The 23,088-nt window shown below is 34.4% G+C and carries 19 protein-coding genes and 1 tRNA gene; 9 read left to right on the top strand and 11 right to left on the bottom strand.

Annotation, left to right across the window (positions count from 1 at the left end; genetic code table 11):
* Window positions 1–15: 15 nt before the first annotated feature.
* Together LPB88_RS17375 and LPB88_RS17370 are read right to left on the bottom strand one after the other, a co-directional pair.
* Entirely contained in the window at window positions 16–2,256 is a 2,241-nt protein-coding gene (locus LPB88_RS17375) for a hypothetical protein (RefSeq protein ID WP_230716911.1), read from the bottom strand.
* A 245-nt stretch (window positions 2,257–2,501) separates the two neighbouring features.
* Window positions 2,502–2,618, bottom strand: a tRNA-OTHER gene (locus LPB88_RS17370).
* A 466-nt stretch (window positions 2,619–3,084) separates the two neighbouring features.
* Between LPB88_RS17370 and LPB88_RS17365 the strand changes: the two genes are divergently transcribed.
* From LPB88_RS17365 to LPB88_RS17340, 6 genes are all read left to right on the top strand, one after another.
* The gene (locus LPB88_RS17365; protein WP_230716910.1) at window positions 3,085–3,699 is read left to right on the top strand and encodes a hypothetical protein; all 615 of its coding nucleotides are present in this window, start codon (window positions 3,085–3,087) and stop codon (window positions 3,697–3,699) included.
* 267 nt (window positions 3,700–3,966) lie between these two features.
* Complete coding sequence (locus tag LPB88_RS17360; RefSeq protein WP_230716909.1) at window positions 3,967–4,980, top strand: YafY family protein; 1,014 nt, start codon at window positions 3,967–3,969, stop codon at window positions 4,978–4,980.
* A gap of 246 nt (window positions 4,981–5,226) precedes the next feature.
* A complete protein-coding gene (locus tag LPB88_RS17355) occupies window positions 5,227–5,685 on the top strand; it encodes a MarR family winged helix-turn-helix transcriptional regulator (RefSeq protein WP_230716908.1) in 459 nt (152 codons plus the stop codon).
* Window positions 5,686–5,737: 52 nt separating this feature from the next.
* Window positions 5,738–8,128, top strand: a complete 2,391-nt coding sequence (locus LPB88_RS17350) for a 3-hydroxyacyl-CoA dehydrogenase/enoyl-CoA hydratase family protein (protein WP_230716907.1) — start codon at window positions 5,738–5,740, stop codon at window positions 8,126–8,128.
* 72 nt (window positions 8,129–8,200) lie between these two features.
* The gene (locus tag LPB88_RS17345; RefSeq protein ID WP_041515965.1) at window positions 8,201–9,382 is read left to right on the top strand and encodes an acetyl-CoA C-acyltransferase; all 1,182 of its coding nucleotides are present in this window, start codon (window positions 8,201–8,203) and stop codon (window positions 9,380–9,382) included.
* A gap of 151 nt (window positions 9,383–9,533) precedes the next feature.
* Entirely contained in the window at window positions 9,534–11,339 is a 1,806-nt protein-coding gene (locus tag LPB88_RS17340) for an acyl-CoA dehydrogenase family protein (protein ID WP_230716905.1), read from the top strand.
* A gap of 197 nt (window positions 11,340–11,536) precedes the next feature.
* On the opposite strand, the gene LPB88_RS17335 is transcribed toward LPB88_RS17340, so the two are convergent.
* A complete protein-coding gene (locus tag LPB88_RS17335) occupies window positions 11,537–13,549 on the bottom strand; it encodes a BCCT family transporter (protein ID WP_230716904.1) in 2,013 nt (670 codons plus the stop codon).
* 283 nt (window positions 13,550–13,832) lie between these two features.
* Here LPB88_RS17335 and LPB88_RS17330 point away from each other — a divergent pair, with 283 nt between their 5' ends.
* On the top strand, window positions 13,833–14,927 hold the full coding sequence (locus LPB88_RS17330) for a glycoside hydrolase family 18 protein (protein ID WP_230716902.1): 1,095 nt from the start codon (window positions 13,833–13,835) through the stop codon (window positions 14,925–14,927).
* Between the two features lie 71 nt (window positions 14,928–14,998).
* Here the strand turns inward: LPB88_RS17330 and LPB88_RS17325 are convergent, their stop codons facing one another.
* The 4 genes from LPB88_RS17325 to LPB88_RS17310 form a co-directional block, all read right to left on the bottom strand.
* Window positions 14,999–15,487 carry a hypothetical protein gene (locus LPB88_RS17325; protein ID WP_230716901.1) on the bottom strand — a complete coding sequence of 163 codons (489 nt, stop codon included), beginning with the start codon at window positions 15,485–15,487 and terminating at the stop codon, window positions 14,999–15,001.
* Window positions 15,488–15,584: 97 nt separating this feature from the next.
* Window positions 15,585–16,502: a transporter gene (locus tag LPB88_RS17320; protein WP_230716900.1), complete on the bottom strand. Its 918-nt coding sequence runs from the start codon at window positions 16,500–16,502 to the stop codon at window positions 15,585–15,587.
* A 35-nt stretch (window positions 16,503–16,537) separates the two neighbouring features.
* On the bottom strand, window positions 16,538–17,056 hold the full coding sequence (locus LPB88_RS17315) for a DUF4251 domain-containing protein (RefSeq protein WP_230716898.1): 519 nt from the start codon (window positions 17,054–17,056) through the stop codon (window positions 16,538–16,540).
* A gap of 37 nt (window positions 17,057–17,093) precedes the next feature.
* Complete coding sequence (locus tag LPB88_RS17310) at window positions 17,094–17,531, bottom strand: META domain-containing protein (RefSeq protein ID WP_230716896.1); 438 nt, start codon at window positions 17,529–17,531, stop codon at window positions 17,094–17,096.
* A 210-nt stretch (window positions 17,532–17,741) separates the two neighbouring features.
* On the opposite strand from LPB88_RS17310, the gene LPB88_RS17305 reads away from it, so the two are divergent.
* Both LPB88_RS17305 and LPB88_RS17300 read left to right on the top strand, forming a co-directional pair.
* Window positions 17,742–18,269 (top strand): superoxide dismutase family protein, encoded by a 528-nt coding sequence (locus LPB88_RS17305; RefSeq protein ID WP_089354302.1) that lies wholly within the window; start codon window positions 17,742–17,744, stop codon window positions 18,267–18,269.
* A 107-nt stretch (window positions 18,270–18,376) separates the two neighbouring features.
* Window positions 18,377–19,579, top strand: a complete 1,203-nt coding sequence (locus LPB88_RS17300; protein ID WP_230716894.1) for an LETM1-related biofilm-associated protein — start codon at window positions 18,377–18,379, stop codon at window positions 19,577–19,579.
* A 40-nt stretch (window positions 19,580–19,619) separates the two neighbouring features.
* Here LPB88_RS17300 and can read toward each other — a convergent pair whose 3' ends face one another.
* From can to LPB88_RS17280, 4 genes are all read right to left on the bottom strand, one after another.
* Window positions 19,620–20,255, bottom strand: coding sequence for a carbonate dehydratase (can, locus tag LPB88_RS17295; protein ID WP_089354300.1), 636 nt, complete (start codon window positions 20,253–20,255; stop codon window positions 19,620–19,622).
* A 121-nt stretch (window positions 20,256–20,376) separates the two neighbouring features.
* A complete protein-coding gene (locus LPB88_RS17290; RefSeq protein WP_230716893.1) occupies window positions 20,377–22,026 on the bottom strand; it encodes a SulP family inorganic anion transporter in 1,650 nt (549 codons plus the stop codon).
* An 82-nt stretch (window positions 22,027–22,108) separates the two neighbouring features.
* Complete coding sequence (locus tag LPB88_RS17285; protein ID WP_230716892.1) at window positions 22,109–22,393, bottom strand: hypothetical protein; 285 nt, start codon at window positions 22,391–22,393, stop codon at window positions 22,109–22,111.
* A gap of 132 nt (window positions 22,394–22,525) precedes the next feature.
* Window positions 22,526–23,005, bottom strand: coding sequence for a Dps family protein (locus LPB88_RS17280; protein ID WP_230716891.1), 480 nt, complete (start codon window positions 23,003–23,005; stop codon window positions 22,526–22,528).
* Between the last annotated feature and the right edge of the window lie 83 nt (window positions 23,006–23,088).

The following is a 23,088-nucleotide window of genomic DNA, read 5'->3' as shown; positions in this document are numbered from 1 at the left end:
ATCCGTGGTTTAAATTTAATCAATTAATAATTGCGTAACTGCCGCAGCATTTATTGCCCATTGTGCATCGTAAACCTCATCGGCATTTTGATCTTTGGTAATTGTTAAACCTTGGGCTTCCGCTTTAAGTTGTAACAAACTACCTATGTTCAATTTGCTGTTTAGTTTTGATAACAACGCCTGAACTCCTTTAAAATCCAAACCTTGAACAACTTGTCCTCCGAAGGTCATCTCTAACCAAACGATTTCTCTTTTGGCTACATCCAAAACTCCGAAAACCAAACCTTTCGCCACATTCTGCGTTACACGAACCTGATGATCTACACACGACGGATCGTATGCCACACCTGTTCGCTCCGAAATTTTCATCGGGTATTTGCTGTTCATCCAACCAACAATCAAATTTGGCGTAATACTTCCGTTGCTGTATGCATTGCAAGTAAAAGTTACAAATTTTGCATTGGCTTTCGCCAATTCGTCGATGTTGATGTTGATATATTCAGCTGTTCCAATTTTATTCGGAATACTTCTGATATCACCGCTATGCTGACATCCAGTGGTTGTCAATCGGCTGAAAGAACAGATATCCGACTTGTCTTCGTAAGCAATATGACAGCTTAAATCCATATCTAAATGCTGTGCAGGCAAATCCTTTCCCCATTGCATAAACAATCGCACTTCGTTTCCTTCAATTGGGAAACGTGTTCCCATTAAAGCAACTGGCAAATCCTGAACGGTATCACTTCGATCTCCTATAGAAACCGGAATATTAAATAATTGCGGATCGATATACATTGTTTTGTTTGTGTTAGAAACTGCTGCAAATCGTTTTTTCATGGCCAAAAGACATAATTTTTCGATTTGGTTTTTCATTTCTTCCAACTGAAAATCTTCGTACAATTTTAATAAACCGTTTGGTTCAACTCGCTTGTTTGTTCCGCCCAAAGGTTTCACGCTTCGCTGCATGTTTTTATCAAAATAATTTTGAGCATACATATTTAAGGTAAACACCAATCGAGCCGGAACTTTATCGATGATTTCTTCAAAATGTGCAATTGTTTCTTCGGCTCCAAACCATAGCATATTCGAAAATAACGAACGTGCAAACAATCCCGGACGTTGTTTCAATAATGCAAATGTTTTATCTGCATCAAATTTTAATCTTGAAGTGTTTACTTTACTTTGCCAAACATCATAAACCTGATTGTAAAATACATCCATTAAAAAAGCTAATTTTTCAAAACCTTTTCTTTTGCTGTATTCTGCCAAACGCAATGCTCGGATAAAACGAACCCACATTCCTCTTTTTGGATGCATGATTTCGCACATTGCTTCCACTTCTATATCCATATTATTCAACCAGGATGCGACCATCAAACATTCTTTTCGGGAATATTTAAGTTTCAAATCTTTTTGAGAGGCAACTCTCGCCTGCGCGCTTGTATTTAGAACATGGTGAAAATGCTGCGCATTTTTTGATACTCGTTTCACAATCGTTTTTGGCTCAATAATTTGAAGCATTCCGGTATTTTTATACCATAAGTATCTTAAGATATCTGTTGGCGTTTTTAAAAATTGAGACGCTTCGTCTTCTTTACCGTTTTCAATCAAAAGATCGATTACCAGCATTAAAGTTTCCTTCATTGCTATATCTGTTTTTGGCAAAGCCAAATATTTCATCGCTGTTTTTAAACTCTCTACCTGCGTAGCGTCTAAAGCAGTTTTAGATTGTAACAATGACTTGTAGAAATCTTCCAATTCTTTTTCTGTCCACAATTCAAGCATTTTTAATTTGCTTTCTTGTCCGAAGTTTTCGATTTTACCGAATTCAAATGGAGTTCCGCAAAACGGACATCCATTATATCTTTCTAAAGGAAAAGTATTATCTGGAATAATGTGTCCGCATTGTAAAGTTGTTCCGTTTTTAGTCTGGAAAATATTTCCGAAATACGTGATTATATGGTCCAAAACAGATTCTCCTGTTGGAACATTCCATTCTTTTACCAATGGTGTCCAGTTTTTATCTGTTCCTAAAACTTCTCTTAGAACTTCTAAAACCTCAACTTTATAATTCGGGTTTACATTGTTTAAAGCGTGTAATAACGATTCAGAAAATGTAAATCCTAGTTTTGAAACATTGGCTAATAAAACCGATGTTGTTCCTGATAAATTTTTAATGTCATTCGCAATCATTTCTGATGGAATGAAAATTGCGTTTTGACGCAGACTGATTTTTAATAATTCTTTTGTTTTCATTTTTTTTAATTTTTAAAATTTAGATAATTGTGTTTCTAGTTCTACCTAAAAGATTTGAAGTAAGAAACACTTGACCTTAAATCTGAGTGTAATGAATTAGCTAATTCAAAGTGACAGTTTGTTGGGTTTCCCCAGAAGTAAGCTAATCTTGACCCTCATTTTATTAATGATGATTTTAAAACTATGTTCGGATTCGAACCGAAATTAGCCGTGTTCTGAAGTAAGTTTTAATTGACCATTAATAGTGAAGCAGATGGGATTCGAACCCACGACACGGACATTAAAAGTGTAAGAAGTAAGTTTAGATTGACCTTTTAAGGATAATTTCAAAACTACCTGCTCTACCGCTGAGCTACTGCTTCAATTTAAATTGCGTTAACCGGTAATGGTATAAGTGTGTACGTGGAAAGTTTTTCGAAGTAACTTATACTTGACCTTGTTAACTCAATTTTTTATTTCAATGAACTTGTTGTTCCTTTTTGACATTACAAAGATTTCAATACCACTACGCAATTATTCTGCGCAGTAAAAAAATCTTTATTTTTTTGTGACCCTGATGAGATTCGAACTCATATTCCCTTTCGGGCATTGCGGCTCTAAATACGCTTCCCTACTTTCCTTAGCGATTTCGGTGCTTCTGTAAATTCTACCCATTAGTCCGCTCGGGTCTAACCGGAATATCCGCAAACTCTACAGCTCGTATTTTTCTGTAGGCTTTTCCTTTTAAGCTACAAGGCCTTTCGTTTTGACATTACAAAGATTTCAAAACCACTACGCAATTATTTTGCGCAGTAAAAAAAGAATTCTATATTTGAGTAAAACAAGAATATGAATCTAAAGGAAAAATATACCGAATTGCTTGCAAATATTGGCTTTGATGAAAAAGCAATTGAAAAAAAATGGTTTGATTTAGAAAAGGCATATTCTAAAAAATCTAGACATTATCATAATCTGACGCTTATTAAAGATATGATTGAATGTTTTGAAATGTATTTTGATAATCTCAAATTCCCAAATGAGGTTTTGTATTCGATCTTTTATCATGACTACATCTATATAAGCAGTAAAAAAGATAATGAACTCAAAAGTGCCGAGTTTGCGGTTAAGATTCTGCCGAAAGATTCTAATCTTAATTCGAAATTAGTATTTGATATAATTTGTGCGACGCAACTGCATCAGCATAATACGGTTGAAGATATTAATTGGCTGATTGATTTTGATTTAAAGATTCTCGCCAGAGATTGGTCGGAATATCAAATTTACTTTGAACAGATTAGAAAGGAATATCGCATTTATCCTGATTTTCTCTATAAACCGGGACGCGCAAAGGCTTTGAAACATTTTCTGGAGTATGAGTTCATTTTTCAAACGGATGAATTTAGGAATTTGTATGAAAAGAAAGCGAGATTTAATATTGAAAGGGAGGTTTTGTTCTTGACGTAAACGCGTGAGGCATAGAGGCGATATCCTTTTGTAAAGTGGAACGGAACAAAAGATAAAGCCGAAAGCCCGATTCGCCGCGGCGAAACACGCCCAAAATATACTAAGCTGAATTAATCGCGCAATCCCGATAGCTATCGGGAGCGAAGTCACCAAGTTTTTTTTATGCCACAGATTAAAGGATTAAAATGATTAAAAAAAATCTGCTCAAATCTGCATAATCTGCGAGAAACAAAAACTTCGCGACTTTGCGAGCAAAAACAAAATAATATGTCTCAAAACAAGAATGCCTTAATACGGTACAAAACGATAGACAAATGTCTACAAAATAAATATCGGCAATGGACTTTGGAGGATCTGATCGAATGTTGTTCTGAAGCTTTGTTTGAATATGAAGGCCGTGAAAACCCGATTAGTAAACGAACAATCCAAATGGATATTCAGCTGATGCGAAGTGAAAAACTGGGTTATAACGCGCCAATTGTGGTTTATGATAAGAAGTTCTATAAATATGAGGACGACGAATTTACGATTACGGATATTCCGCTGACAGAAACGGATATGAATGTTTTGACAGAAACGGTTTCGATGTTGAAGCAGTTTAAGGACTTTTCGTTGTTTAATGATGTATCGGATATTTTACAGCGTTTGGAGGATAAAATCTATTCGGAGAAATCGCATACGAAGCCTGTTATTTATCTGGATAAAAACGAAGGATTAAAGGGTCTGCATTATCTGGATGAGATTTATCAGGCGATTATCAAGAAGGTTGTGCTGGTGATTACTTATAAATCGTTTAAATCGAGGGAGGAAACTAAATTCCATTTTCATCCTTTTATTTTAAAGGAATTCAATAATCGATGGTTTTTGATTGGGAAAACTAAAGGTTCTCAACCCATTACGAATTTGGCATTGGACAGAATCATTTCGATCGACTACGATTTTAACCTTCCTTATATAGAGGAGGATTTTGATGCTGATGTATATTATCAGAATATTATTGGCGTGACGGTAAATTCGGGTTTACAACCCAGAAAAATTGAACTCTGGATTGATGCTGCCAATGCGCCTTATGTTTTGACCAAACCATTGCATCATACACAAAGGCTGATTAAGGAGAATGAGGATAAGAGTATTGTGGTTCATTTGTTTATTTCTCCAAATTATGAAATGGAACGCATAATTCTGGGTTTTGGAGATGGAATCGAGGTTCTACGTCCTGAAAATCTCCGGAATCGCATGAAAAAGATCCTTCAGAAAGCGATTTTACGATATGAAGAGTAAAGTTTATTCGCACTTTATTATAAGATTTTTTACATAAAGAAGAATTTTGAAGACTTTTTAAAGTAAAAAACGCTTTCAAAGTCTTAAAATTTGTTAAAATCTCAAAAAAGAATAGTATATTTCAATTAAAAACTAACCATAAACCCCTCTATTTCAGGGGAATTTTTTAAATAACCAAAAATTTATGATAAAATAATATGCATGCATAGTATTTTTTGATTATATTTGAAATCGATATAGTTACTTATGAAAGACAAAACAATAGATTATATTTTGAGAGCTACATGGCAAGCCGTATCAAGAATGTATAACGAGGAAGCTGCTAAATACGATGCCACTATGGCCACTGGATTTGCACTTTTGAGTATTGATAAGGAAGATGGAACTCCATCGACGGCTTTAGGGCCAAGAATGGGTATGGAAGCCACAAGCCTTACAAGAACATTGAAATCAATGGAAGATAAAGGTTTAATTGTTCGCAAAAAAAACCCAAGTGATGGTCGCGGTGTTTTAATCTACCTGACCGAATTTGGAAAAGAAAAAAGAGAATTATCTAAGAATACAGTTTTGAAATTTAATGAAACGGTTAGAAAACATGTTTCGGATGAAAAGCTGAAACATTTTATCGAAGTTTCGGAAATCATAAATGAACTTATTCACGATAAAAACATATTTAATCAAACAGAAAAAACAGGAAATGAATAACCTTAATTAATAAGGTACTTTCAAATTCAAACAAAAACAAACATTAACAAATATGAAACGCACAATTAAAAAAGTTGCTGTAATTGGATCCGGAATTATGGGTTCAGGAATAGCTTGTCATTTTGCCAATATTGGTGTTGAAGTTTTATTGCTTGACATTGTACCACGCGAGTTGACAGAAGCTGAAACTAAAAAAGGATTAACGCTTGAAAGTAAAGTTGTTCGCAACCGTGTCGTAAATGAGCACTTAGCGAATTCATTAAAATCGAAACCGTCTCCTATTTACAGTCAAAAATTCGCAAGCAGAATCACGACTGGAAATACGACTGATGATATGGCAAAAATTGCTAATGTTGACTGGATTATTGAAGTTGTAGTTGAACGTTTGGATATTAAAAAACTGGTATTCGAACAAATCGAGAAATTCCGTAAACCAGGAACTTTGGTTACTTCAAACACTTCTGGTATTCCGATTCATTTTATGAGCGAAGGTAGAAGCGAAGATTTTCAACAACACTTCTGCGGAACTCACTTTTTTAACCCTGCGCGTTACTTAAAATTATTTGAAATTATTCCTGGTCCAAAAACTTCTACTGAAGTATTGGATTTCTTAAACGAATACGGATCTAAATTCTTAGGGAAAACTTCGGTTGTTGCTAAAGATACTCCGGCGTTTATTGGAAACAGAATTGGTATTTACGGTATTCAGAGTTTGTTCCACTTGGTAAAAGAAATGGGATTAACGATTGAAGAAGTTGATAAATTGACTGGTCCGGTAATTGGTCGTCCAAAATCGGCTACTTTCCGTACAGTTGACGTTGTTGGTTTAGATACTTTGGTACACGTTGCCAATGGTATTTATGAAAACTGCCCAACAGATGAACAACACGAATTATTTAAACTTCCTGATTTCATCACAAAAATGATGGAGAATAATTGGTTAGGAAGCAAAACTGGTCAAGGTTTTTATAAAAAAGTAGATAAAGATATTCTTTCTTTAGACTTAGATACATTAGAATACCGTGCTGCTAAAAAAGCAAATTTTGCTACACTTGAACTAACAAAAACTATCGATAAACCTATCAATCGTTTTAAAGTTTTAGTGAAAGGAAAAGACAAAGCGGGTGAATTCTACCGTAAGAGTTTCGCTGGAATGTTTGCTTATGTGTCAAACAGAATTCCTGAAATCTCAGACGAATTATACAAAATTGACGATGCGATGAAAGCTGGTTTTGGATGGGAAAATGGTCCATTCGAAATCTGGGATGCCATTGGTGTCGAAAACGGAATCGAAATCATGAAAGCAGAAGGTTTAGCCCCTGCTGCGTGGGTTACTGAAATGTTAGCTTCTGGAAGCAAAAGCTTCTACTCTGTAAAAGAAGGAGCAACTTATTTCTATAACATTCCAACAAAATCACAAGTTAAAGTTCCTGGACAAGATTCATTTATTATTCTGAACAACATTCGCGAAAGCAAGAAAGTTTGGAGCAATAGCGGTGCAATTATCCAAGATTTAGGAGATGGAATTTTGAACTTAGAATTCCAATCTAAAATGAATACTATTGGTGGCGATGTACTTCAGGCTATCAATAAAGCAATCGACTTATCTGAAAAAGAATATCAAGGTTTAGTTATTGGTAATCAAGTAGCTAATTTCTCTGTTGGAGCTAATATCGGAATGATTTTCATGATGGCAGTTGAGCAGGAATACGACGAATTGAACATGGCAATTAAAATGTTCCAGGACACTATGATGCGCGTTCGTTATTCTTCTATTCCAGTTGTAGTAGCACCTCACGGAATGACTTTTGGTGGTGGATGCGAAATGAGCTTACATGCTGATAAAGTGGTTGCAGCTGCAGAAACTTACATGGGATTAGTTGAATTTGGTGTTGGTGTACTTCCTGGTGGTGGTGGATCTAAAGAAATGGCTTTGAGAGCTTCTGATTTATTCCGCAAAAATGATGTGGAATTGAACGTTCTTCAAGAGTATTTCTTAACAATCGCTATGGCAAAAGTATCGACTTCTGGTTATGAGGCTTTTGATACCGGACTTCTTCAACATGGTAAAGATGTTATTGTAATAAACAAAGATCGTCAGATCGCTGAAGCTAAAAAACATGCTTTGTTAATGGCTGAAGCGGGTTACACTCAACCTATCAGAAGAACTGATGTTAAGGTTTTAGGTAAACAAGCTCTTGGAATGTTCTTAGTTGGAACGGATCAAATGGAAGCTGGAAAATACATTTCTGAGCACGATAAAAAAATTGCTAACAAACTGGCTTATGTGATGGCTGGTGGTGATTTATCAGAAGCGACTTTAGTATCTGAACAATATTTATTAGATATCGAACGTGAAGCTTTCTTATCGCTTTGTACTGAGCGTAAGACTTTAGAGAGAATTCAATATATGTTAACTAAAGGAAAACCATTAAGAAACTAGAAACAAGAAGCAAGAAACAAGAAAAGTCTTTTCTCTTGACTCTTTCTTCTTTCATCTAAACAAGAAAAACAAATGAAAACAGCATATATCGTAAAAGCTTACCGTACTGCGGTAGGAAAAGCACCAAAAGGGGTTTTTAGATTTAAAAGACCTGACGAATTAGCAGCAGAAACTATTCAGTTTATGATGGATGAACTGCCAGATTTTGACAAAAAACGTATCGATGACGTTATGGTAGGAAATGCCATGCCGGAAGCAGAACAAGGACTTAACGTCGGACGTTTGATCTCTTTAATGGGATTAAAAGTAGAAGACGTTCCTGGGGTAACTGTAAACCGTTATTGCGCATCTGGATTAGAAACTATCGGAATGGCAACTGCTAAAATCCAATCAGGAATGGCAGATTGTATTATCGCTGGTGGAGCTGAAAGTATGAGTTTTATTCCGATGGGAGGTTACAAACCAACTCCGGATTATAAAGTTGCAGCTGCAGGTCACGAAGATTATTACTGGGGAATGGGTTTAACTGCTGAAGCGGTTGCAAACCAATACAAAATCTCTAGAGAAGATCAGGATGAGTTTGCTTACAACTCTCATATGAAAGCTTTGAAAGCGCAAGCTGAAGGTAAATTCGACAAACAAATCGTTCCGATTACTGTTGAACAGACTTTCATCAATGAAAATGGAAAAAAAGAAACTAAATCATATGTTGTAAAACAAGACGAAGGTCCACGTGCTGGAACTTCTGTAGCTGCTTTAGCAGGTTTAAGACCGGTTTTTGCTGCTGACGGAAGTGTAACTGCAGGTAACTCTTCTCAAATGAGTGATGGTGCTGCTTTTGTTCTAATTATGAGTGAAGACATGGTTAAAGAATTAAACCTTGAGCCAATTGCAAGATTGGTAAACTTTGCTTCTTCTGGTGTTGAGCCAAGAATCATGGGTATTGGTCCTGTAAAAGCAATTCCAAAAGCGTTGAAACAAGCTGGTTTAGAATTAAAAGATATCGACTTGGTGGAATTAAACGAGGCTTTTGCTTCTCAGTCTTTGGCTGTAATTCGCGAGTTAGGTTTAAATCCTGATATCGTAAACGTAAACGGTGGAGCGATCGCTTTAGGACACCCTCTGGGATGTACTGGTGCTAAACTTTCTGTTCAGTTATTCGACGAGATGAAACGCAGAGGTAACAAATACGGAATTGTTTCGATGTGTGTGGGTACAGGGCAAGGTTCTGCGGGGATTTACGAGGTTCTTTAAGACAAATACGTCTCTTTTTGTCATTTCGACGAAGGAGAAATCACACGCGCTAAGAACGCACTGTGTTGAAATACTGGATGTGATTTCTCCTTCGTCGAAATGATTGGAGATTCGATTATAAAAATATAAAAACATACAAAAAACAAAAGCAATGGCAGATACAATCGAAAAAAACGTAACCCGTGGTGGTCAGTTTTTAGTTAAAGAAACAAAATGCGAAGATATCTTTACACCAGAAGATTTCTCAGAAGAGCAGTTAATGATGCGTGACTCTGTAAAAGAGTTCGTTGACAAAGAATTATGGGCGCATAAAGATCGTTTTGAGAAAAAGGATTACGCTTATACAGAATCATCTATGCGTAAAGCTGGTGAACTTGGACTTTTAGGAGTTGCAGTACCTGAGGAATACGGTGGATTAGGAATGGGATTCGTATCTACAATGTTAGTTTGCGATTACATTTCTGGTGCTACAGGATCTTTCTCAACTGCTTTTGGTGCACATACAGGTATTGGAACTATGCCAATTACTCTTTATGGAACTGAAGAACAAAAGAAAAAATACGTTCCTAAATTGGCTTCTGGAGAATGGTTTGGAGCTTATTGCTTAACTGAACCAGGTGCAGGATCTGATGCTAACTCAGGAAAAACAAAAGCGGTTTTATCTGAAGATGGAAAATACTACTCTATCACAGGACAAAAAATGTGGATTTCGAATGCAGGTTTCTGTAGCGTTTTCATCGTTTTTGCTCGTATTGGAGATGATAAAAATATTACTGGTTTCATCGTAGAAAACGATCCGTCAAACGGAATTTCTATGAATGAAGAAGAGCATAAATTAGGAATTCGTGCTTCTTCTACTCGTCAGGTTTTCTTCAACGATACTAAAGTTCCTGTTGAAAACATGTTGTCTGAAAGAGGAAACGGTTTCAAAATTGCAATGAACGCTTTGAACGTTGGTCGTATTAAACTAGCTGCTGCTTGTTTAGATGCACAACGTAGAGTTACTACTAATGCAGTGAAATATGCTAACGAAAGAATTCAGTTTAATACTGCAATTTCATCTTTTGGAGCTATCCGTTCTAAACTAGCTGAAATGGCAACTAATGCATACGCCGGAGAAAGCGCTTCTTACCGTGCTGCAAAAGATATTGAAGACAGAATCGCTGCTCGTGAAGCTGAAGGAACAACGCACCAAGAAGCTGAATTGAAAGGTGTTGAAGAATATGCTATCGAATGTTCTATCTTAAAAGTTGCAGTTTCTGAAGACGTACAAGCTTGTGCTGATGAAGGAATTCAAATTTTTGGTGGAATGGGATTCTCTGAAGATACTCCAATGGAAAGTGCTTGGAGAGATGCTCGTATCGCTAGAATCTACGAAGGAACTAACGAAATCAACAGAATGCTTTCTGTAGGTATGTTGATCAAAAAAGCAATGAAAGGTCACGTTGATCTACTTGGACCAGCAATGAAAGTTTCTGAAGAATTAATGGGAATTCCATCTTTTGATACTCCAGATTTCTCTGAATTATTTGCTGAAGAAAAAGGAATCATTGCTAACCTTAAGAAAGTTTTCTTGATGGTTGCCGGAAGTGCTGTTCAAAAATACGGACCGGATTTAGATGCTCACCAACAGTTATTAATGGCTGCTTCTGATATCTTAATCGAAATCTACATGGCTGAAAGTACTATTCTTAGAACTGAAAAATTAGCCAAAAATCAAGGTGAAGCTAAAGTACAAGAGCAAATTGCTATGGCAAAATTATACTTATACAAAGCGGTAGATATTGTTAACTCAAGAGGAAAAGAAGGAATTATTTCTTTTGCAGAAGGAGACGAACAACGCATGATGTTAATGGGACTTAAACGTTTCACAAAATACACAAACAATCCAAATGTAGTAGCCTTAAGAGAGGTTATTACATCTAAATTAGTTGCAGAAAACGAATACTGCTTCTAATATAAAAATAGTTTTTAGCTTTTAATTTGTTTAAACCCGCACTAATCCGAAACAGTGCGGGTTTATTTATTCTATTTTTTACCGTAAAGTCATTTTACCATATAAGTTATGTAAGTTCATTTAAACATTACGCTTAGATCAAAACTCATACAGTGTTTACTTTTTACATTTAACCTTTCACAATTCACAGCTAACAATTAACTATTAGGTTTCATAATCAAATCATGATCTCCTTCAGAACTTAGATTTAGAAAACGCTCGTATTCTCTTAGAACGTCAGAGATAATGCCGTCTTTAGTCAAATATTGAATGTCATAACCCATACGGTGATCCCCAAAATAAGTAATTGGTAAAAAGACTACCTCAACATCAATATCCGGTGTATTTTCTTCTTTAATGAAGGTTTCTGAAACAGTCTGTGCCTGAGCCATTACACCATATTTAAAGTTTCGCAACTGATCGTATTTTATTTCTACCTCAACAGCTTGCTGCGGAGAAGAAAAGGAATTTATAGTGGCTTCAATATTATTCTTAGCCAGTTCGACCAATAATTCTTCAAAAGCTTTTTTCACAGTTCCATTCAAAAACTTATGAATATCTTTCTTTTTAGAAACCGTTACAATCTTTTCTAAATGTTCTTTCCAATTGCTATTATTCCAATTTAAACTCCCGTGGGAATATTTTTTGTCGCTATATTCACTATCTACAACCAGTGCTTTCCATAAATTATAACACAGCAGTGCCATAATAATTCCGAAGGGTAAAGCCGTAATTAAAGTCATTGTTTGAAGAGAAGCTAAACCTCCTGTTCGCAATAAACTTAAAGATAAAAGTGATAATAAAACACCCCAGAAAACACTTTGCCATTTTGGTGAACTTACAGCACCTTTAGACGCAATACCATTCATGATAAAAATTCCTGAATCGGCAGAAGTGATAAAAAACACGCAAATAATCAGAATTGATAAAATATTTAAGAAAGTTGTTAGTGGGAAATACGTAAAGAAGTTAAACAATAATGTATCGGGATTCTTAGCAAATTCGCTTAACGCTCCATGTGCTACGTGCTCATCAATCCACACCGCGCTGCTTCCGAAAACGGTCATCCACAGAAAATTAAAAAATGCCGGAATAAATAATACAGCCAGAATAAACTCTCTGATTGTTCTTCCTTTAGAAATTTTAGCAATAAACAAACCTACATAAGGCGCCCAGGAAATCCACCATGCCCAATATAAAATAGTCCATTTTGAAAACCATTCCTGGCTTCCTTTTTCGTAAGCATATGTATTAAATGTTAGTGATATAAAATGACTGATATAATGTCCTAAGCCTTCTGTAAAAGTACTTAGAATATAAATTGTAGGTCCTGCAATCAATATAAACAACATTAATAAAACGGCCATAATGATGTTTAACTCGCTTAGTTTTTTAACTCCTTTTCCTAAACCTGAAATTGCCGAAAGAACAGCAATTACCATCACTATCAAAACAATCACAACTTGATAATTAAAGCTAGATTCCGGAATTACACCAAGGCTCACTAATCCAGCACTTAACTGAACGACTCCAAAACCAAGCGTAGTCGCAATTCCGAAGAAAGTGCTGCACAGACCAAAAACATCGACAATATTCCCGAACCTTCCATGAATTTTACTTTTTAGAATTGGATAAAAGCCACTTCGAATGGCAAGTGGTAAATTATGACGGTACGCAAAATAAGCAAGAGACAAACCTACTACTCCATATATGGACCATGCATGAAAACCCCAATGAAAAAAAGTGTACAATTGGGCTTCTTTGGCTCGCAAATTTTCAGCCAGATTAGCATTTGCCGGCGTTGCATAATGCGACATGGTCTCTCCTACTCCAAAATACATTAAACCAATTCCCATTCCGGCGGCAAAAAGCATGGCGACCCAGGAAAAAAAAGAATACTCGGGCTCGGAATCATCTGCTCCTAATTTGATTTTCCCAAATTTACTAATGGCTAATGTGATCAAAAACAAAACAAAAACAGTTACCAATAAAACGTAAAGCCAGCTTAAGTTCTTAAATATGATATCTTTCACAAAATTAAGCGACTGTTCTGCTTCTTTCGAAAAAAAACCGCAAAACAATGAAATAGCAATAATTATGGTTAAACTTGGTAATGCAACTGATTTTGTAAAATTGGTATTAAAGACACTTGAGCTTTTGGATTTATTCATAGTAAAATTGTTTTGTCATCGTTATTATCTAAAGTAAAATCCGAAATTTAAATTCGGATTGAGGAAGTTTTTATAAATAGAACTTAGATAATTTCTATAGAGATGTATTGTAAATTTAGTCAAAAAGAAGCAATTCCCCCCTTAAATGCCGTAAAAATTGCCTTTTAAAACATAAAACGTAACAAATGAGCTTAATACTGTTCTTCTATTTAGCTTCTATTTAGCTTTTATTTTATTCGAAAAGTTTTATATTTAGCATTCTAAAAACTCAAAAAAACATACAATGAAACAAATTAATCTGCTTACTTTGCTTTTATTGTGTTTATGGATCACAAATACATTTGCACAAAAAAATAAAAAAATGGATATTATTGCTTATTACACTGGTGATGACAAACTAATTAATCAATACGAAGTAAACAAACTAAATCAAATCATCTTTAGTTTCTGTCATTTAAAAGAAGGAAAACTAAGTGTTGATTCTCCTAAAGATTCGACTACTATCAAATATCTGGTTTCTTTAAAAGCTTCAAATCCACACCTTAAAATTATTCTTTCGCTTGGTGGCTGGGGAGGTTGCGAGCCTTGTTCTGCAGCTTTTTCAACAGCTCAAGGAAGATCGACTTTTGCAAAATCAGTAAAAGAAGTGAGCAATTATTTTAAAGTAGACGGTTTAGATTTAGATTGGGAATATCCAGCAATTGAAGGCCTTCCTGGGCATTTGTATCAAGCTGCAGATAAATCTAATTTTACAGAATTAATCAAAATATTACGTTCTACTTTAGGTAAAAAATACGAATTGAGTTTTGCAGCCGGTGGTTTCCAAAAATATTTAGATGAATCTATTGATTGGAAAACTGTAGCGCCTTTAGTAAATCGTATTAACATTATGAGTTATGATTTGGTAAACGGATATTCTAAAGTTACGGGACATCATACTCCATTATACAGTACAAATTCAAAAGAAGAATCTACAGACAGAGCTGTTACCTTTTTATTGAAACAAGGAGTTCCTGCTGAAAAATTAATTATTGGAGGCGCATTTTATACCAGAACATGGAAAAATGTAGAAAATGTAAATAATGGATTGTACCAAGCCGGAGAACATATACCAGGTGTTAATTTTAAAAATTTTGCCACTACTTATACAGAAGCTAATGGTTGGAAATATTTTTGGGATGATAAAGCCAAAGCACCATATTGGTATAATGAAAAAGAAAAAACATTTGCTACCGGTGACGATTTAGCTTCTATAAAAGCGAAAACAGAATATGTTAAAGCTAAAAAATTAGGTGGAATCATGTTTTGGGAACTTCCGCTTGATGCTCCTCGCAACGGAATGGTAAATGCAATTTACGAAGTTAAAACAGCTAAATAAACTTGCTTAAAATAAAAGAAAGGCAGCTATTTAAACAAATAGCTGCCTTTCTCTTTATGTAAAAAATAAAATTACATTTGAACTTTACTCTTATCTAATTCTCCTATAAAAGGAATTGACTCTAGAGTCTCAGCTCTGATTATCGTTTGAAGATATATTTCTAACTGAATAAATTTAGCCGCATTTATTGCTCCAACAGCTTTTTTTACTTGTCCGTAAGTTTTTGAATATAATTTCTCATATCCCAAATGATTTTTTAAAGTTCCTGTTGCCAACTCATCCGCTTTTTCATCAGTAAGTGTTGCATAATTTGTGGCATAATCATTAATAAGTTGAAATTTCGCTTGTCCAAGTGCTTTACGTTCTGCTTCGTAATTGTCATAAACTTTTGTAAAAGCAGCAGATTGTGCATCAGACAAATTCATGTATTGTTTTACAAGATCGCTTTTTGATTTACCATAAATACTTTGCAAAACATCAACATCTTCTTTAAATGAAGATTGTGCATAAGAAGAAAAAGAGGCGATTGCCATAATAAGAATAAGACTTAATTTTTTCATAGTTCTAATATTAAATTTGTTCGTAAAAGGTTTCTTATTCCCAAATATACTGATTTTTAAAACATTAAAAAACAACTAAGTAAAAATATTCTTACTATTAGAAAAACGAGTATTGATAGGCAGCAGTCAAAGCATAATAGTTTAATCCATTGTTTGTATATGCTCCTACGTGATATTGAAATTTTATTGATTGTCCTTTAGCAATTGGTGTAGAAAAAGTTCCTCCTACCCTCCAATTGTCAATTTGGCTATCATCAGAAACTCCATCTGTTATTGTTTTTCCGCCAAAAAACCAATTGGTGTTAAAGCCAATCCACATGTGATTTTTAAAGTAATAACTCGCATGAGCCTGCAGGCTATAAGTTGGTTTTTGCTCTAACTTTTTTCCAAGAAAATCATTATTATTGGTATAAAACCAAATACCGCCATAAACCTCAGCATAAACATGGGCAAAACGTTTTGATATTCCAATTTCAGGTTTAAATCCCCAACGATTTGTACCTATATTAATTCGTTTGTCATCGTAATACTTACCGGTTGGAATTGAAGTCACGAAGCTGACCCCAAGAATTGTTTTTTGCTCGAACTTTCCAAATTCAGCTTTATCAAGAGCGGGAGAACCTAATAAATTGACTCCCAATCGTACTTTCATATCAGAAAATCCAGATCTTGAACCGTTTATATTATCGCCATTTACGTTTGCCGATCCATCCATAAAAGTATATGGCAGCGAAACCTGTACTCTTGCCAATTTATTTGACAATCCAAAGGTTCTAACAAAACTCGCTGCCAGATTATGACTCTGAATGGTGAAATCAGTAATAGGCAAAGAGGGTTCTGTTAGCACATTTCCGTCCATGTAGGCATATCCAACCCCAATTACATTTAGATTCTTTGGAACATTTGCATAAACTCTGGGCTCTAAATCCTGACTATAAGCTGATACTGTAATTAATAAAAGCATCGCTACCAGATGATACTTTTTAGACAAAACAAAAAAAGTTTTTTTCGGCATAAATAATATAAATTCGGGACACAATGGTTCGTATTCTACTTAGGGCTTGCCTCTGTTTTAGGAGCTTCAATAACCCCCTGATAAGAAATCGATGTTCTATTATTGCTATTAACAGAAAGCGTTGCTCCTCCATCATAAAAAACAGAAAACAATAAATCATAAACATCATCCTTACCTTTTACAGTAGCTTTGACGTTGTAACTTTTTTTCTTTTTTTCAATCTGAATATTCTCTGGTACTCCTTCAAACTTAATTCCGCCATCTCCACCATAAGCCACATTATAAGCACGCCCAAAAAATGGTAAATCACAAGTTGTTTTGGTTGTATTAAATTTTAAAAAATAAGTATTATAATCTAAATTAATTTGTCTTGTACCCAATGGTTGGGCTCTTTGTGCTTCAAAAACAAAATTTTTAGAGTTTATCAAACTATCTGTTTCTTTTTGTTTTTTTAATTCCCTTTCTGCTTTTAATTCTTTCTTTGTTTTTTCCTGTCCAAAAACAGCCATATTAAAAAAGCAAAACAACATCAACACCATTATTTTAGTTTTCATAAAACAATTATTTAATAAAGTTTAGAAAAGCCAGATTCTATTTTTTGGTAAATCGCATCATTGCAATATCTCCCGAAATAAAATGGAGCGTTTTACCATTATCTGTAACATCATACGAAGTGATTTTTGGTAATGTACTCATAAAAGTCTGTTCGCCTTGTTGACCGTCTACACACATCATTTTGGTCATTGCCATTGGTTGCGTAAAATCAATTTTGTTTCCGGTTACAACAAGTTTTCCTGTAAAGTTGTTACAGCTGCTGTTTCCTGAAACATGATTTTCTTTTAAATCGAAAGTAATTGTTGGTTTCTTATTTGGGTATAAACCATCAAAAGCAATTCTTGGTCCAGTGATGTAATTTAATTCCCATGTTCCTTCAAGTTTAGAAACCGAATCTTCTTTTTGAGTTTTAGAAGCATTACATGAGATTAAAACAACTCCTAAAAAAACTAAGGTTAAAACATTTTTTATCATAATTCTAAAGATTAAATTAAAAAACAATAAACACTAATTCTCAAACTTTTAAATTCGAAGCTATACGAAATTACATAATAAATTTTGGTTTTTGGCTTAAAGCGGAATTAAATTACAACCTGTAGTTTTAGTTTTTTTTAACTCTTGGCTTCAACCAATGTCGGAATTTTATGTTAAATTTACTTAATCTTTAATACAAAAGCCTCGTATATGAAAAAAATAATTGTTTCTTTCGCAATAATTACAGCCTTAGTTATTGGCTGTAAGACCAATACAAAATCAGCTGATGCCAAAACTTTGACTGTAGCTTTAGAGCCAAAAAGTAACAGTACCGTAAGCGGAACAGCAACTTTTACAGAGAAAAACGGAAAAGTAACTTTTACTGCAAAAGTGGCCGGTTTACAACCTGGAGTTCATGCCATACACATTCACGAAAAATCAGATTGTACTGCTGCTGACGGAAGTTCTGCTGGAGGACACTGGAATCCAACTTTCAAAAAACATGGAAAATGGGGTTCTGCTGAATATCATAAAGGTGATATCGGAAACTTTACTGCTGATGCAAAAGGTAACGGAACTATAACACTAACTACTGACGAATGGTGTATTGGCTGTGGAGATGCAACCAAAGATGTTTTAGGAAAAGGTTTAATCGTACATCAGGGAACTGACGATTTTACGACTCAGCCAACCGGAAATGCCGGCGGAAGGGTTGCTTGTGCAGGAATCATCAAATAAAAAAACACAATAACCACTATATTTTCACAAAATGTAGTGGTTATTTCATTTAAAATTAATACCAAAACAAGAAAAAGATATAGCTTTGCAGCTATAAATTAAAGTTAATGATTAACCCATCAGCTCCAGGTTGGATAGACAAATTTTTTAGTGAACAAAAGTTTTCAGAAGCCATTCCTTTTGAAACTTCAGATTCGTTCTATTATAAAGTCAGAGAAACCGGTTTTATTTATGGCCACATCATTGCTATAGATTCTCGAATTCCAATTCCTATAAAAGGCTGGTTTAAAACCGAAATTTCTAAAGTCGCTTTACTAAATACTTTGTACGGCGTTTTTTGTATCGAAAAAAGAAGTTTTGAACCTAATAATTTCATTACAGAGGTTTTAAAATTTTATAAAGAAATGAATCCTGAAGGGTTTAGTTTATTCAAGATTTTACTTCCAAAAGATACTCCTTCCCTATCTCTAGAGAACATTATAGATCAGCGCGTTCAGACCAATGACAGTATTATCAGTAAAAACTTTTCGCATTTAGTTACCAATGCACTTTTGTTTATTGATGTTTTGGCTTTCAGACAATATTTAGAACACGGATCGATTCCGGATAAATATTTAAAACGAATTGAAGAAACAGTTCTTGGTATTGTAGCTTTGGCTCTAAAAACCAAAACGATAAAATCTCAGCATGACGATTTACTAATCAAACTTTTTGAAGCTTCGATACGATATTCTAAATTTTCGAAAGTTACGGTTGATACATTAGAAACTTTACAACTAGACTATTTTATCAATAAACTGGAGCAATATTATTTAATCGATATGGCTGGAATGGCTTTATGGAGCGATGGTGTTGTAGAAAACGAAGAAGCTTATTTCTTATACTCATTGGGATCAATGATGCAAGTTTCAGATGAGTTTGTGGCCAAAAGCATTGAAACAACCAATACTTTTATCACCACTCATAAAAAGAAGATTCCGTATTTTAATTACTCTAATCCTGTAAAACATTTTTACGATCAGATGACACACAGTGTTGTAAAACTGATTATAAGAAACAAAAACAGACTAGTTAAGGAAATTGTTCAGAGTAAAGAATTAATGATTCTACTGGCTTACTCGACAACTAGAGATTTGGATGCTAAGGAAAAGAAAAAGGTAAAGAAACAACTTTTAGATATTTGCAAAACGATTCCGTCACTTACGATTTTTTTACTTCCCGGCGGAAGTTTATTATTACCGATCTTAATAAAGTTTATTCCAACAATGTTACCATCGGCCTTTAACGAAAATCTAGACGAAAATGAATAAAAAAAATCGCCCTTTTGAGGCGATTTTTTTGTTTTATGATTTATAGGTCTAATTGGTAAACCTCATCAAGCTCTTCATTCGAAGCGATATTTACATTCAAATCGGTTACAAAACCAGAATTCAAACCGTAAACCCATCCGTGAAGCATTAAGTCCTGACCGTTTTTCCAAGCTCCTTGTACAATCGAAGTTTTTGCTAAGTTATAAACCTGCTCTTTTGCATTGATTTCAACAAAAGCATTAAAACGCTCTGTTTCATCTTGAATAGAATTCAGGTATTTATCATGCAAACGATATTCATCTTTAATGTGACGAATCCAGTTGTCGATAATTCCAACAGATTGATTACCCATTGCAGCTTTTACACCACCACAACCGTAATGTCCGCAAACAATAACGTGTTTTACTTTTAGAACATTTACTGCATAATCCAGAACACTCAACATATTCATATCAGAGTGTACAACCATGTTTGCAATATTACGGTGTACGAAAACCTCACCTGGTTTAGCTCCGATAATTTCGTTTGCAGGAACGCGGCTGTCAGAACATCCAATCCATAATAATGGCGGTGTTTGACCTTTGGCTAAATCTGCGAAATAATTTGGGTCTAATGCTAGTGATTTCTCAACCCATTGTTTATTGTTTTCTAATAACTGCTTATAAAACTCTCTCATTTTTTTGTTTTTTGAATGGTATTTCTACATGTTTAAACATATCAAAATAACTTTACTGTAAAGTTATCTAATTTTTAATACTTCTCATACACAAGAAATACCTTAATTATAATTAATTTGTTTAAATGTTTTCTTTTACCGTTTCTTTTTTAACCAAAGCTCTTTTTGCAACATCATAATAATGCTCTATAGACACGTGATTACCCATATCCGGAGAATTTTCAAGCTGATAAGCTTGTTTGAATCCTTTTAGTTTCACTTTAATGTTTTGATCAACAGCGCGTGTTTCTTTAAACTCGCGAATTAAATCTAAAACATCGTGTGCAATGTACTCTGTATCATGTGCATTGATGACTACTTTACAGTTTTCAGGAATCTCGTTCAATGTCAGTTTAATAGCTGCTTTGTTTAAGAATGAAACTTCCTGAGCTAAATCGATATGAATAACGTCTCCGTCTTCATATTCTTCTTTTTTGAAGCTGTAAGCTCTTTTCAGGTTTCCTCTTAGTACAAAAATGATACTGATGATAATTCCTAAAGCAACTCCTTTAAGTAAATCTGTTGCTACAACAAATACTAAAGTTGCAATAAAGGGCACAAACTGGTATTTTCCTTTTTCCCAAAAATGAATGAAGGTTGCTGGTTTTGCTAATTTATATCCCACCAAAATCAACACAGTTGCCAAAGTTGCCAATGGAATCTTGTTTAAAATCATAGGAATTGACAAAACACTGATTAACAAAAGTACCCCGTGAATAATAGCCGACATTTTAGATTTTGCACCTGCATTATTATTAGCAGATGATCGAACTACAACAGAAGTCATTGGTAAACCACCTAAAAGTGAACTCACAATATTACCAATACCCTGAGCTCTTAGCTCTACATTTGTATTTGTATAACGTTTTTGAACATCCATTCTATCAGCAGCTTCGATACATAATAATGTTTCGATAGAAGCGACAATGGCAATTGTTATAGCTACCACCCAAACCTGCGGATTTGTAACAGCGGCGAAGTTTGGCGTGATTAGAATAGATTTAAATTCATCAAAAGATTTTGGAACTGGCAAAGAAACCAAATGTTCTTTTGCAATTGCCAATGAGCTTCCTGTTGAAACAAAAAATTCATTTAAAGCTATACCGGCAATAACGGCTACTAATGCACCAGGAATTAATTTCAATCGCTTTAAAAACGGAACTTTATCCCAAGAGATTAAAATCACAAGTGAAACCAATGAAATAACTACAGCTCCTAATTGAATGTGATTTAAAACATCGAATAAAAACGAAAATGAATTACTTCCGTCATTTTGTACAAATGCCTGATCACCCTCAAAATCTGCATCATAACCAAAAGCATGAGGCAATTGTTTTAAGATAATGATGATACCGATACCGGCTAACATTCCTTCAATTACATTTGTTGGAAAATAATTTGATATACTTCCGGCTCTTAAAAACCCTAATGCTAATTGAATTAGTCCCGCAATAAAAACAGACATTAAAAACACATCAAAAGCACCAAAATCAGTAATAGCAGTTAAAATAATCGCTGTTAATCCAGCTGCTGGTCCAGATACACTGATATGTGACTGGCTTAAATAACCTACCACAATACCACCAATAACACCTGAAATAATTCCAGAAAATAACGGCGCTCCAGAAGCCATTGCAATACCTAAACACAACGGAAGAGCCACCAAGAAAACCACTAAACCTGAAGCAAAGTCAGATTTAAGGTTAGCAAAAAGATTGATTTTTTTTGTCATAACACAATACTAAAAAAATTATTCATTAAAGATTCGCCGCACTTAGTCGAAAATGCAGTTTAGTTCAAAATAATCGGAAGTATTATGCCAAGTTTGGAGGTGGAGCAAAAATGCTCGGAGAAATATTGTCTAATTTTACAATATTTTCAGACACTATGGTTTTTTTTTCAATATAAACAGGCATTATAACTTCATGCTGAAGTATTGCCGCATAAACGGCAGCCTTAAGTTCTTTATGCGAGTGCTCCTCTTCAGAAAAACTGAAAAACATAGACGTATCATTACTTTTCTTCAACACCGTCACAATAGTTGGGGTAGCTAAGAAAGCAATAAATATGAATAATAATATGCGAGCGACTAATTTCATTGGAGCAAAAATAGTGTTAAACTGCTAAAATCAAAGCGTGAGGCCAAAAATTTTATACAAATTTAACAATCATAAAAAAACAGAATGAAGGCAAGCCAACATTCTGTTTGTATTTTATTCAGTAACAATTAATTACAACTCTTCTTCTAACCAGGCATTCATCATCCAGATCGTTTTTTCCTGCTCTGCAATGAAGTCACTCATCATAGAATTGGTTCCTTCGTCATTAATCTCGTCTGATTGTTTTAGAATTCCTCTTTCAATTTTCAATAAATCCGTCAAAGAATGAACAATTAACTGAACTGCTTTTTCATCGTTTGAGATGTTTTTTCCAACTGCCAATTTGTTGTTTTTTATATAATCTTCAAAAGTATGCAAAGGCGTTCCTCCTATTGTCAAAACTCTCTCAGCGATCAAATCTATTTTTAATTGAGTATCCGTGTATAATTCTTCAAATTTCACATGTAAATCAAAAAAACGTTTACCACGAATATTCCAATGCAATCCTCTTAAATTCTGATAGTAAACCTGAAAGTTTGACAATAGTACATTTAGTTCTTTTACTAACAATTCAGACTCTTTTACAGGTAATCCTAAAATATTTGTTTTCATAGTTATCGTTTTATAATATGTTTACTACAAATTTAAAACAACTTCTCAAAAAATAGTATCAGAAAAAATTATATTTTCTTATT

Origin of the sequence: Flavobacterium sp. JAS (assembly GCF_020991455.1) — a bacterium.
GTDB lineage: Bacteria > Bacteroidota > Bacteroidia > Flavobacteriales > Flavobacteriaceae > Flavobacterium.
This window is presented reverse-complemented; position numbering and strand designations above follow the sequence as displayed.

Bases quoted from the DNA above. Each gene is read 5' to 3' on its own strand.
- LPB88_RS17375 (WP_230716911.1), bottom strand. From the start codon at position 2,256: ATGAAAACAAAAGAATTATTAAAAATCAGTCTGCGTCAAAACGCAATT.
- LPB88_RS17365 (WP_230716910.1), top strand. From the start codon at position 3,085: ATGAATCTAAAGGAAAAATATACCGAATTGCTTGCAAATATTGGCTTT.
- LPB88_RS17360 (WP_230716909.1), top strand. From the start codon at position 3,967: ATGTCTCAAAACAAGAATGCCTTAATACGGTACAAAACGATAGACAAA.
- LPB88_RS17355 (WP_230716908.1), top strand. From the start codon at position 5,227: ATGAAAGACAAAACAATAGATTATATTTTGAGAGCTACATGGCAAGCC.
- LPB88_RS17350 (WP_230716907.1), top strand. From the start codon at position 5,738: ATGAAACGCACAATTAAAAAAGTTGCTGTAATTGGATCCGGAATTATG.
- LPB88_RS17345 (WP_041515965.1), top strand. From the start codon at position 8,201: ATGAAAACAGCATATATCGTAAAAGCTTACCGTACTGCGGTAGGAAAA.
- LPB88_RS17340 (WP_230716905.1), top strand. From the start codon at position 9,534: ATGGCAGATACAATCGAAAAAAACGTAACCCGTGGTGGTCAGTTTTTA.
- LPB88_RS17335 (WP_230716904.1), bottom strand. From the start codon at position 13,549: ATGAATAAATCCAAAAGCTCAAGTGTCTTTAATACCAATTTTACAAAA.
- LPB88_RS17330 (WP_230716902.1), top strand. From the start codon at position 13,833: ATGAAACAAATTAATCTGCTTACTTTGCTTTTATTGTGTTTATGGATC.
- LPB88_RS17325 (WP_230716901.1), bottom strand. From the start codon at position 15,487: ATGAAAAAATTAAGTCTTATTCTTATTATGGCAATCGCCTCTTTTTCT.
- LPB88_RS17320 (WP_230716900.1), bottom strand. From the start codon at position 16,502: ATGCCGAAAAAAACTTTTTTTGTTTTGTCTAAAAAGTATCATCTGGTA.
- LPB88_RS17315 (WP_230716898.1), bottom strand. From the start codon at position 17,056: ATGAAAACTAAAATAATGGTGTTGATGTTGTTTTGCTTTTTTAATATG.
- LPB88_RS17310 (WP_230716896.1), bottom strand. From the start codon at position 17,531: ATGATAAAAAATGTTTTAACCTTAGTTTTTTTAGGAGTTGTTTTAATC.
- LPB88_RS17305 (WP_089354302.1), top strand. From the start codon at position 17,742: ATGAAAAAAATAATTGTTTCTTTCGCAATAATTACAGCCTTAGTTATT.
- LPB88_RS17300 (WP_230716894.1), top strand. From the start codon at position 18,377: ATGATTAACCCATCAGCTCCAGGTTGGATAGACAAATTTTTTAGTGAA.
- can (WP_089354300.1), bottom strand. From the start codon at position 20,255: ATGAGAGAGTTTTATAAGCAGTTATTAGAAAACAATAAACAATGGGTT.
- LPB88_RS17290 (WP_230716893.1), bottom strand. From the start codon at position 22,026: ATGACAAAAAAAATCAATCTTTTTGCTAACCTTAAATCTGACTTTGCT.
- LPB88_RS17285 (WP_230716892.1), bottom strand. From the start codon at position 22,393: ATGAAATTAGTCGCTCGCATATTATTATTCATATTTATTGCTTTCTTA.
- LPB88_RS17280 (WP_230716891.1), bottom strand. From the start codon at position 23,005: ATGAAAACAAATATTTTAGGATTACCTGTAAAAGAGTCTGAATTGTTA.